This is a genomic window from Streptococcus devriesei DSM 19639 (genome assembly GCF_000423725.1).
In the GTDB taxonomy this organism is placed as follows: domain Bacteria; phylum Bacillota; class Bacilli; order Lactobacillales; family Streptococcaceae; genus Streptococcus; species Streptococcus devriesei.
Genome location: NZ_KE384084.1, coordinates 472,852 through 485,367 on the forward strand (window position 1 = coordinate 472,852; position 12,516 = coordinate 485,367).

9 protein-coding genes are annotated in these 12,516 nt (G+C 41.6%); all 9 read right to left on the reverse strand.

Features of this window, described 5'->3' with window-relative positions:
- Positions 1–45 precede the first annotated feature (45 nt).
- The gene (locus G573_RS0108410; protein ID WP_027976314.1) at positions 46–1,437 is read right to left on the reverse strand and encodes an LCP family protein; all 1,392 of its coding nucleotides are present in this window, start codon (positions 1,435–1,437) and stop codon (positions 46–48) included.
- 46 nt (positions 1,438–1,483) lie between these two features.
- Positions 1,484–2,308 carry a prephenate dehydratase gene (gene pheA / locus G573_RS0108415; RefSeq protein ID WP_027976315.1) on the reverse strand — a complete coding sequence of 275 codons (825 nt, stop codon included), beginning with the start codon at positions 2,306–2,308 and terminating at the stop codon, positions 1,484–1,486.
- A gap of 156 nt (positions 2,309–2,464) precedes the next feature.
- Complete coding sequence (aroA, locus tag G573_RS0108420) at positions 2,465–3,748, reverse strand: 3-phosphoshikimate 1-carboxyvinyltransferase (protein WP_027976316.1); 1,284 nt, start codon at positions 3,746–3,748, stop codon at positions 2,465–2,467.
- Positions 3,749–3,849: 101 nt separating this feature from the next.
- Positions 3,850–4,350: a shikimate kinase gene (locus G573_RS0108425; protein ID WP_027976317.1), complete on the reverse strand. Its 501-nt coding sequence runs from the start codon at positions 4,348–4,350 to the stop codon at positions 3,850–3,852.
- An 817-nt stretch (positions 4,351–5,167) separates the two neighbouring features.
- Positions 5,168–8,086: an FAD-dependent oxidoreductase gene (locus G573_RS0108430; protein WP_027976318.1), complete on the reverse strand. Its 2,919-nt coding sequence runs from the start codon at positions 8,084–8,086 to the stop codon at positions 5,168–5,170.
- 116 nt (positions 8,087–8,202) lie between these two features.
- Entirely contained in the window at positions 8,203–8,958 is a 756-nt protein-coding gene (gene aroD, locus G573_RS0108435; RefSeq protein WP_027976319.1) for a type I 3-dehydroquinate dehydratase, read from the reverse strand.
- A 12-nt stretch (positions 8,959–8,970) separates the two neighbouring features.
- Positions 8,971–10,173 (reverse strand): MFS transporter, encoded by a 1,203-nt coding sequence (locus tag G573_RS0108440; RefSeq protein ID WP_027976320.1) that lies wholly within the window; start codon positions 10,171–10,173, stop codon positions 8,971–8,973.
- A 57-nt stretch (positions 10,174–10,230) separates the two neighbouring features.
- Positions 10,231–11,097: a shikimate dehydrogenase gene (locus tag G573_RS0108445; RefSeq protein ID WP_027976321.1), complete on the reverse strand. Its 867-nt coding sequence runs from the start codon at positions 11,095–11,097 to the stop codon at positions 10,231–10,233.
- A 68-nt stretch (positions 11,098–11,165) separates the two neighbouring features.
- Entirely contained in the window at positions 11,166–12,368 is a 1,203-nt protein-coding gene (locus tag G573_RS0108450; protein WP_027976322.1) for an MFS transporter, read from the reverse strand.
- Between the last annotated feature and the right edge of the window lie 148 nt (positions 12,369–12,516).

Here is a 12,516-nt window from a genome sequence, read left to right on the forward strand (position 1 = left end):
ATACAAAAGGCGGTCTCGTCTGTACCGCCTTTTATTATACCATAATTAACGAACGCCTAATTTTGACAGTTTCTTTTTATATTTTTTAAAGTTAATGGACAGAGCCTGACCGCCATACATATCATAATCGTCAATCCAGTCACCATTCTCAGGAATCGTCACTTGCTCAATCTCCTTGCCGTTAGTCATGACCGATAAACCATGGCTGAGCAAAAAGCCATAAGACACATTGGTAGAGGTCAGGGCATAGATTTTACCTAAGGCTGCCGACCCGGTAAAGAGTTTGGTCGGATTCTTGATTTGCGACATGACAGCCGACATGACCTGCTGCTGACGTTTGGTTCGGCCGAAATCACCCTCGTCGTCCTTACGAAAACGTGCATAGTTGAGGAGGGTCCGGCCGTCCATTTTCTGCTTGCCGACAGAAATGGTCTGGTTAGGAACGACACCGTTTTTCATGTTCAGATCATCCGGCACTTCAACAGAGTCCACCGCATTGCCGTCAACAGTAGCAAATTTGGCATTAATCTCTACTCCGTTAGGGAAAAGCGTATCTATAGCTTCTGCAAAAGTTTGAAAATCGACCATAACATAATATTTAATGTCAATGTCAAAATTGCGCTTAAGGGTCTGACGCATCAGCTCAGCTCCCTGATTATTGTCCTGTTCACCGACATTAAAGGCTGTATTGAGCTTGTTGTCATAAGAATAACTATCAGCACTGACCCCTTTAATATTGACAAGGGTATCACGCATGAAGCTGACCATCTTAACCTTTTTATCTTTATTGCCGATATTTAAGACCATGATGGTATCTGTCCGCGCTTCTGACGATCCTTGTGTGATGCGCTGGTCACTTCCCAAAACTAAAATGTTGGTTCCGTCTTTGGCATCTTGACCGTTAAATTCTTCGACAACAGCTGGTTTATAGTCATCATTTTTTCCGGAGGAGATGTCATGCATTCCCTTGATAAACATAATGATCATACCGACAAACACTGCCAAGAGCAGAAAGCCGATAATTTTTAAAAACCGTTTAAAGCCCGGTTTATTTTTCTTTGGCTGAGCCTTAGTCAGTGCCTGAACGGCCTTTTTCTCCTTGCGGCTCTGGCGGGAGCGGCTTGATGTCTGCCCCGGATAAACAGGCAGTCCCTGATCGGTGTACGGACTGCTTGAAGGAGTATCATCCCATGAATCGGCATCTTGATAATCATCGTCATTATAGCCATCATAAGACTGGCCATAATCCTGATAATAATCTTCCTCAGGCTCATCATAATAATAAGAGGCTTCTTCAGCGCTGTTAGCTTCAACCTTCTTTCTAAGATAGTCAAACTCAGCCTGTTCACGCTCGCTCAGATAGGCTATGTTTCTTAAGAGGTACTCGTAGCGCAGCTGCTCATGGCGGCTTACTTTCCCCTTGTCGTTTCTGCTCATTTTTTAATGTCTCTAACTTAATTTTTTTCTATACTTATCGATTCTTTTAAAGCCTGTAAACGGCATACATACCCAAAATTTTATACTGAATTCCGATACTTGTCAACTCTTCCAAGGCAAAAGAAACTAATTTTTTATTGTGATTTTCAAAATCGATAATAAAAAAGTACTCGCCTAGAACAGTTTTCAACGGACGGCTTTCAATTTTAGTCAAGTCAATCCCTCGCCAAGCAAAGGTAGACAGCGCCTTGTAAAGAGCACCGGGGAGATTGTCAGGCAGTGTCAGAGCAAGTGACACTTTGTTATCAATCTTTTCCAGAGGAATATCAGGCACTTCGTGACCCAAGACCCAAAAGCGCGTAAAATTCTCTTCAATTTCCTGAATGTCCCGGGCAATAATAGACAGACCGTATTCATCAGCAGCAGCCTTGGGAGCGATAGCCGCAAAATTTTCCTGAGGATGCTCAGCTACCAGTCTGGCCGCATAGGCGGTGCTTGCGGTCATTTCAATTTTGGCATTGGGATAATGACGCTTGATATATTTTTTCCCTTGCGCAATGGCCTGAGGATGAGAGAAAATCTTCTCAATTTTTTTATCTGTTCCGGTAGCCATCAGCTGCTGCTTAATGGGCTGAATAATTTCAGCCACAGCTTGAATTTCTGCCTGATGAAACAGATAGTCAGTGGTTTCATGGACACTGCCCTCAATCGAATTTTCGATAGGGACAATGGCAAAATCAACCTTTTGATCCTCGTAAGCCTTGATAACTTCTGTAATATTAGCAAAAGAAAGCAAATTAGCTTCCGGAAAAGCATGCATGGCAGCATTATGCGTAAAAGACCCGTTGGGGCCCAGATAAGCAATTTTCATTTATTTTATTTCCTCAATGATTGGTTAGGCTGTTTTATCAGCAGCATTACTAGTTTTATTTGTCTTTTCATATCCCGCCTGTCTTGACTCAAAAAGCTCTGAAATAAATGATTTTATCATTTCGAACAAGGGTATGGCGGCAATTCACGTAAACTGTCAGTCTTTAATAATGCTTTCTAAATCACTGAAAAAACTAGGGTAGCTGGTATTGATCGCTTCAGCACGCTCTAACTCAACATCACCATCATTAACCAGCAAAGCTGCAATAGCTGTCATCATTCCGATGCGGTGATCGCCAAAGGTATTGACCTTAGCGCCATGAAGACTTGTTCTCCCTTCAATAACCATGCCATCTTCTGTCGGTGTGATATTGGCACCCATAGCCGTTAAAGCATCGGCGACTACCTGAATACGGTCAGTCTCTTTGACCTTAAGTTCCTCAGCATCCCGAATAATCGTTTTGCCTTCGGCCTGTGTTGCCAAAAGAGCGATAACCGGCAGCTCGTCGATTAAGCGCGGGATAATATCCCCGCCAATCTCTGTTCCTTTAAGATCAGACGTTTCAACTGTAATCGTTGCTGATTTAGCAGTTTCATCTTTATCAGTCAGCCTGATCTTGCCGCCCATAGCCTCAATGACTTCTAAAATACCCGTCCGTGTTTCATTGATGCCGACATTTTCAAGAGTCAGTTTAGCATTGGGAACAATGAGCCCTGCAACCAGCCAAAAGGCTGCGCTGGAAATATCACCGGGAACAGTGACTGTCTGTCCAGTCAGCTGCTGACCGCCGGATATCCGAATTTCTTTGCCATCTACGTCCAAATAGCCGCCGAACTGCCTGAGCATATCCTCCGTATGATTGCGGGTTATCTCCTTTTCAAGAATAACACTTTCACCGTCAGCCTGAAGCGCTGCAAAAATAAGGGCTGATTTTACTTGGGCAGAGGCCACCGGAAGCTGATAATGGATAGGTTTAAGCGCTTTGGAGCCCTTCATTTTTAAAGGCGGCAGATCACGCTCAGTTCGGCCGGACACCCTGACACCCATCTGCCGAAGCGGTATCGTTATCCGATCCATGGGCCGCTTAGAGAGGCTGTCATCTCCAAACATCTCAACTTCAAAATCCTGTCCCGCCAGAACACCAGAAATCAAGCGGATAGATGTCCCGGAATTCCCCATATTCAGAGCATTCTGAGGTGCCTTAAGCCCGTCAAATCCCCGGCCGTGAATTTCGACAGCATCTCCCTCGTCTTTAATCTCAACACCCAAATCGCGAAAAACCTGCATGGTAGAAAGCACATCTTCACCGCGTAAAATACCATAAACAGTTGTCACTCCTTGAGCTAAACTGCCAAATATGACAGAGCGGTGGCTGATTGATTTATCTCCCGGAATTTTCAGGTAACCTTTTAACTGTTTTGCATTTGTCCGTAGTTTCATTCATTGCTCCAAAAATTATTTTCCTTTATTTTACCATAATTTCACAAACAAAAAAACCACCGCAAGGGTGGAATCCTACCGTCTGGCATGCAAGAAATGCCTTACATGCATTCAATAATTTTGGCCACTTCTTTTGGAGTGCGGTGATCGGTATTGATAATCAAATCCGATAAGCCTTCATAGAGTTTCATACGGCGGTCATAAATCCCATGAAAGTCCTCTTTGGAGTTATTTAAAAACAGCGGACGTTGGAACACTTTATCATGTTCAATACGGTCATACAGCACTTCAAAAGACGCTGCTAACAGCACGTTATTCTTGCGATTAGCCCTCAGCAATTCGCGATTGTGCTCTGAAATAACGACACCGCCGCCTGTGGAGATGATGATATTGCCATCCAGTGCCAACAATTCTTCTAAGACCTGAGACTCAATCTTACGGAAGTTAGCTTCTCCTTCACGCGCAAAATATTCTGAAATAGACATACCGATACGCTCTTCAATGATAAGATCCATATCTAAAAATTGATCAAAGCTTTCTTGCAGTTCCCCTGCAACGGTCGTCTTGCCGGCACCCATAAATCCAAGTAACACTTTTGCCATAATAAATTCCTTTAATTTTTAACTTAGTTAAACTAGATCTGAATTCTATATTCCTTCTCAAAGAAGTTATATCTATATTATCATATTTATCACGATTTTGCTAAATTTTCAGATTAAAGAAAAAGGCTTTTTTGAGGCTCTTCTTTCCACCTCAAACAGTCTTCCAGACCATTTGAGCAACTGGTAGCAATGAGGAAACTTTCGTTTCCTTATGATCAGCTTTATGACAATTTCAGCCTAGGGAATTCCATACCTAAGTGCAAGATACGAAGGGCGTCTGCGGATTCTTTTTGCTTATTAAGGTAGGCAAATGAAGGTTTGTCTACAGTATGAAGATGACTTCCTAGACGGAAATCCTCTCATGTTGTAGACAAACTTTCAAAATTAAATTCTCTCTAAAATTTCATCATAGAATCGTATCACTTTTTTATTTTGTAAAATAATATAGAAACTATCAAAACCTAACCCGATACTTTCCGATGTAGCAAAAGAGGCAGAAACATTGAGTTTCTGCCTCTCGGAGATTTTGAGACCTAGGCTCAAAATCTAGATATGGAATTCCGAAGGAAGTCGCTATGACGATTGCCGTTAGAAATCGATACTATTTCTAACGGCAATCTAATGCAAAACCTAGTCAAGAGCTATAGCCTTGGCGTTTGGTTTTGCCGTCCGTGCTACCTAAGGAAGGTATCATAATAAAATATTACTTTTTGAGAAAATAGACTTTTTCTTCAGTCTGAGATGACTTCTTAAACGGAAATCATCTTTTTTATATTTTGCAGTTGAAAACTGATATACAGTTTTCTCATTTAAAATCTCAGCGTGCAAGTTTCTTTTTAATTTCTTCAGCAGCCAGCTTGCCGGATGTCAGAGCCCAAGCATTATTTGCTCCGGACGGTGAGTCTGTTCCCATAACACCGCCCACAACTTCGCCTGCTGCGTAAAGGCCGTTAATAACCTTGTCATTTTTATTGATGACTTCCAGTTTTGAATCAACAACAAGACCTCCCATGGTAGTTGCAAACCGCGGTTTTTGCTCTATCAGATAGTAAGGTCCGTCGCCAATAGGCTTTTGCAAAAACTTGGACGGTCTTCCAAAATCTTCATCCTTGCCTTGTTTGACAAATTGATTGTAGCGTTCAACTGTGTTAACCAAGGCATTTTTGTCCATACCAGCATGAACAGCCAAATCCTCTAAGCGATCTGCACGGAAGAAATAAGGCGTCGTTGAACCATTGTTTTCAACCCAGGTGTCAATATCACTGGCAGAAATGCCGCCTTCAGCTACTTCTTCTCGGAAAATTGAGAAATGTTCCTGATCTAAGAGTAAATAAAGCATTTTGGATTCCTGCTGCATGAGAACATCAAGAATATCATGGTTGCTTGCACGCTCATTAATCACCCGGCGCCCGTTGGTGCTGACCAAAAGGCCATTTTCTTTAAGCACTGCAATATTGCCGCCTATAGTTGATTTCGCAGATCCCGGAGCAACTTCAATCCCATTTGGATAAATCTTCCCTTGATCCAGCATCCGCGTAGCTGCATCTACGCCCGGTGCCTGTGCCATTTGCAGTCCTTCACCCATGGAAGAGCTTGTACCGTAGAAAAGAACATTTTTTAGTCTCTCAGGAAGAAGATATTTGTTATTTCCATAACCGCCAGTCGTTAAAATAATGGCGCCGGCAGAAATCCGGTGAGTTTTCCCATTATCCTCAACGGCTTCGATGCCTGTTACATTGCCCTTATCATCTGTAAATAAGTGCTGCGCCTTTGTCTGGAGAAGAAGCTTAATAGCTGAATGCGCCATTTTTTTACGAACGGTTGCCGCAAAACCATGACCGCCATCTTCATAAGCCAGTTCCCTATCCTTACGATATTCGGCCAGAACATGCAGGCCTTCTTTCATATCGTACTGAACACCAATATAATCATGCACCCAGTCTGTTGCTGAGCCGACATTTTCAGCTAAAAGAGTCAGTAATTCAGGAACATTGGCATTGTTGCCGTTTTTCATGAAATCTTCATACATTAAAGCTGTGGTATCATCTGTAACGCCTGCTTCTTTTTGCAAACGGGAACCCATGACAACCTGATTTCCGCCTGATACCGAAATAGCACCGCCAATAAAGCTCAATTTTTCAATTAAGGTAACAGATAAGCCTAACTCATCAGCTCTAAAAGCTGCTGCCAGTCCGGCTGCACCGCCGCCTACAACAACCACATCAGTCTGTTCTTCACTGATTTCTGTTGATTTTTTAACAGTTGGTTTATGGCGATTTTTAAGAACATCCACCGCATCTTGACCGCTTGCCATCAAAGCTGCATCAGCGACGCCATCAATAACGCCTTGACTGGTAGCAGAAGCTCCTGATACAGCATCAACATTTAAGGTTTGAAACTCAATGATCTGCTGAGGCAATTTTTCAAAGACCAAGTCTGAAAGTCCTTGCGATTCTCCGGAAGAATCAATTTTAATATCGGTAATTTTAGAATCGCTAAACGTTACAACCATCGGTAAGCTGCTATTGTGACCCTTAGCGATGACATTATAGTCACCCGGCTTAAATTCAAGCGATTTTCCCATTAATTTAATAAGCCGCTTTTGCTTTTTCATTTCTGCATCGGAGTCTTTGACCAAATGGAACGTTTCATCCATAAAATGCCAAAGAGGTGTCGGGATAACAAGATTCTCTCTATCATGGATATCTGCAAAACTTTTAACTTTTTTGCCCTCTTTGATAGCTCGGGCCCAATTGGGCTCTACCAGAAAGCCTTTTGCAACAGCTATCAGGTCGTAGCCAACTTCCAAAGCATTTTCAGCATCTTCTTTTTGAAGGATGGAACCAACTCCGATAATCGGAATTTCTGCCAGCCTGTCGGAACGCTGTGCTAAATACTTAGTGATCAGCATCTCCGGATCATCTGATTGAACAATGGAATTGCGGGTGTAAGATCCCATAGAAAAATGGAAATAGTCTAAACCATATTCTGCCAAGGTATTCAGAAGATACATGGTATCGTCAAAACGAATTCCCGGTTCTTCCAGTTCTTCGGGTGAGAATCGATAGCCTAAAATAAACTTGTCAGCACCTTCTTCTTTGATCACTGCCTGGGCGGCCTTAACCACTTCAATTGGAAATTTAGCTCTTTTTTCAATCGTTCCGCCCCAAGCATCTTCACGACGGTTGGAGTGAGGAGAGAAAAATTGTTGAATGAGATACGTATTAGCTCCGTGTAATTCAACCCCGTCAAATCCGGCCTTAATTGCCCGGCGTACACCCTCCGCAAAATTGTCAATCATATCTAAAATATCGCGATGGGACATTTCTGTCGGTACCGGCGCATTAGGTCTTAGGGCTGCTACTGCTGAAGCAGAAATAGGATTAGCACCTTCGTTCATTTCCGGAAAGCCCATTCGACCGGCATGATAAATCTGAATGATGGCTTTTGACCCCTTCTCATGAATCGCCCGCGCGAGCCGAGACAGGCCTTCTATTTTGTCATCCTTATCAATTCCCAGAGCTCCAAAAAATCCGCGGCCCTTATTTTCAACAAAGGCTGATTCAACGATAACCGCACTGACCTCACCAGAGCGATTGGCATAGTAACGAATCAAGCCTTGAGTGATGCTGCCATCGAAATATGCTGATTGAGTTGTCATCGGCGCCACTAAAATTCTATTTTTCAGCCTTGCTCCCGAAGGCAGAACAACTTCTTCAAAAATCTTTTTTGTCATCCGTATAACCTCCAATAGATTTCAAAACATTATAAATACCTTATCTTTTATAAAATTTTTCTATCTATTTCTTTTGGAAAAAGTCCAAAGTAAATTTTTTGGACTTTATTAATGCCTTAGTTCAATTTTAACGTTTCTAACATGCCGCGCAAAACAGCAACCGGCACTTGCCCGGGTGCAGAAGCTTTGGCTGCTGCTCCAAAGGTGGCAGCCGAACCAAACAGCTCTCCGCTGACCCGGCTGACCATCCCAAGAGCTCCCATAGACATGGTAATAAGAGGGCGCGTTGCCTTAGCTTTCATTTCTGAAGTTGCTTCCAGTAAGGTCAGCACATCAGAATTAGAATGAGGCATGACTGCTATTTTGCAAATATCGGCACGGCGCTCTTCCATCAAGCTTAAGCGTCTGACAATCTCTTGTTGACTTGGTGTCCCATCAAAATCATGGTTGCACATAATAACCTTAACATTTTGTCTGTGGGCCAAGTCAATGGTTTCTTGAACGTGAGTCTCAGGCATAAAGAGTTCAACATCTAACAAGTCTGCAGCACCACTTAGCAGGACTTCTTTATAAATGTCAAAATACAAGTCATCAGAAATTTCCAGCTCACCGCCTTCTTTTTTACTTCTAAAAGTAACCAAAAGAGGCTTTTGGACAGCTGCTTTGACCTTATGCGATAAGCTGGCAACGTCTGCAGGAGACTGAGCCTGATCGTAAAAATCAACCCGCCATTCAATAATGTCACAGTCCAAATCTCTAAATTGTTCTGCAGTTGTGAGAATTTCAGATTCTGTTTTACCTACGATAGGAACAAGGATTTTTGGACGTCCTTCACCTAATGTAACATTTCCTACTGTAACTGTCTTTGTCATAGTTGTCACCTCTTATTTTGACTTATCAACTGTTTGATTATAGCGGATAAAGACGATAACCGCGATAATAAATCCAATGACAGCAAATACCGTATCCAATAGCATGATATTTCGAACACTGTTTGCTTCAATTGCAGCAGCCCAAATCGGTACTACGAAGGAAGCAATAGAGCCAAAGGTATAGAAAATACCTGTAATCGTGCCTTTTCCTGAAGGGAACATTTCTCCCATGACTGTCAGGCCCAGCTGCATAACACCGCCCGCTGCAAAGAAACCAACAGCCGCAGCACCGATTTGAACAACAATCGGTTCAGGGAAGATCCACATTGTTCCAATCGAAATCATAGACATAAACGTATAAAACAGCATCAGATTAACTGAACGCAGACGCAGACCAACAATTGCTGTAAAGGCCACACAAAGCAGTGAACCGGTCGAATAACTGGACAGGAGCAGTTTAGCAGCGGCTGCTGACATTCCGGCAACTTTTTCACCATAAACGGAAATGAATTGTGAAATCAGATAGAAAGTTGCTTGGGAAATGAAACCATAGATAATGAAAGCAACACCTTCCAACCAAATTTTAGGTTTTGATTTAAAGGTTACTGCTGAAACAAAAGCTTCTTCTGCTTCGCCTTTTTCGGCAGCTTCTTTAGCATCAGCATCAGGAAACGGCAATTTCAAAACCAAAAAGATATTCACGAAAAGAACTGCAGCTGCGATAAAGAAGGTCAGTCTCCAAAAGCCCATGCTAGAGGCAAGAATCAAAAGAAAAGGAAGAATAAACTGACCAATTTGAACTGCTGCCTTAATCAAAACATTAGCTGTACCCGCATGCTCTGGAAAAGATTCCATCAAGGCCGGATAAGTTCCTGAGTCCAAAAAAGAATTAGCGATACCGGCTAAAACAGTCAAAAACATGGCAATACCGATATTAGGACTGAAAATCAAACCGAGGAAGTACAAAATATAAGTTGCAGCCCCTAAGATAACAAAGGGCTTGCGTCCGAACATATCGGATAATTTACCTGAAATCAAAATCGCAATTAAACGGCCGATACCAAGCATGGCAACAACACTCATGACCTCCTGAGCATTGGCTCCCCATTGCAGGGCAAGCTCATCTCTGTGCTGCGAAATAATGATAACACCAATACCATGAATAACATAGTTTAGATATAACGATAAGGCGGTTGGCAAATAACGATTTTTCATAAAAATCTAAAACTCCTTCTTCATTACTATTTCTTTGTTTTAAGCTAAAAAACAGGTTTAAAACAAAATGGATTTAATATAATCAACCGGCATGTCTTCCCCAGTGATTAGTTTGAATGCTTCTGCACCTTGATAGAGCATCATTCCAAGACCGTTATAAACTTTAGCAGCCCCATTTTCTTTAGCAAATTTCATGAGTTTTGTTTCCCTAGGTGCATACACCACATCAAAAATAACAAGGTCGGGACGGATAAGAGATGGATCATCAATCAGGCTGACATCTTCCTGCGGATGCATACCTGCGCTTGTGGCATCAATGTAGATATCACTTTCCGAGATAGATTTTTTAAATGCTGTTTGATCTTCTAAAGGTGTAACGGTTGCGACTGTGTCGGTGTTTTCATTGATTTTTTTAGCATTTTCAACTGCTGTTGCATAGTGATCGTCATCACGGTTAAAGATTCTAATTTCTTTAGCACCGTCTAAAGCCGCCTGAATAGCAATCGCCGTTCCGGCACCGCCGGCACCGGCCAGTGTCACTACCTTATCTTTAATATCAAACCCTTCATCCTGTAAAGCACGCATACAGCCTGTACCATCAGTCACATGACCTACCAAATGGCCGTTTTGATTCACAACTGTATTGACAGCACCAACTAATCTGGCAGCAGGCGAAAGTTCGTCTAATAAAGGAATAATTTTTTGCTTATTAGGCATTGAAACATTAGAGCCTTTAATATCAAGTGCTCGAATACCTTTTACGGCATCTTCAAGCTGTTCATTGCCAACTTCAAAAGCTAGATAAGCATAATCCATCCCTTTTTTGGCAAATGATTCATTCCACATGGTTGGTGACATAGAGTGACGAATGGGTGTAGCAATTAAACTAACTAAAAGCGTATGACCTGTTAAACGTTCAGACATAATAAAATTCCTTTCTTTAATAAAGCAAACGTTTTTGAAACGTTATAGTGACAGATACCTTTATTTTCCTAACGTTTAAAAAGCTGCTGGTAACGCCTTTTAACAATAAACATTGCCAGAAAACCGATAACTGCTAAGATAAAATTATAAATAAAGGCTAAATAAACAGACTGCTCAACCATCAACCCTGTGATATAAGGTGTTGACATAACAGATAGAGCCGTTGAAAGTGAGTAAAAACTGGTAACAATTCCCTTATTCATGGGGAAGAATTCCAACAGCAAGGCCAGCCCCAGCTGCCAAATACCTCCTGCCGCAAATAACCCAACGAAGGAACTGGCAAGAATGATAGAAAACAAGGAGGGCAGCCAAATCATATACAATATTGAAAGACTCGTCAGACCTAGGCAAACTAAGATTAGGTTTGATATATTGACCTTCTTCTTGACAATAACGGAGGTAGCAAAGACAGATACAAATGAACAGATGCTGTAAATACTGACAAAGAGTAAGCTGTCTGCTTTATTGATGCTTAAGACCCTCTCTGCAAATGTTGGTATCCAAAAGACAAAAATATTAAATAATGAAACGGATACAAATGAGAAAATCATCAGGGCAAGACCTTCAATGTGCAGCTTAGCTTTTTTAGGACGAACCGCTGTTTTCTCGCTTAAAGTCTTTTTACTTTTAGGACGACTATTCTGCTTTTCAGGATAAGATAGCTGCATGAGCAAAATTAAATTTAAGAGCAGACCTATGTCGCAGATAAAAAATACCCAGCCGAAGTAAATCTTATTGCGAAGTGTCCAGCGAACAACAATCGGCAGGACGAACTGTCCTGTTGAAATAAAGGCTTTATTCAAAACACTCAGGGAACCATTGTCACTTTCCGAAGGAAAGGACTCAACAACAATCGGATAGGTGCTCGTATCCAAGAAAGCGTTACCAACTCCGGCCAGCAAAGCAACTATAAAGGCAATAAAATAGTTATTGGTAAAAACCATGCCGACAAAGAAAAGCATATCTGCAGCAACACCGACCAGCACGGTTAGTTTTCGGCTGAAATAATCAGAAAACCATCCGGCTAAATTGAGCGTCAAAATCCTGCCAAGACCAATGGCACTGATAACCAGAGTCACTTGGCTGAGACTGGCACCCCACTGATTTTGAAAAATGGTTAAATTTTGCGAAATAACAATCGAAGCAATCCCTTGAAAAAAGTAGTTTAAATACAGACTTACAATTAAAAAGATATAATTCTTCTTTTCCAGTTCAGCACCCCCATTTCATCAATGTGAACCAATTCACAATAAAAAACGCTTTCATCTATTAAAAGTATACTGCTTTTTGATAAATTAATCCAATCTATTTTTTAAATAGAATTTATCAACTTTATTTATCAAATAAAAAAGAGTATAA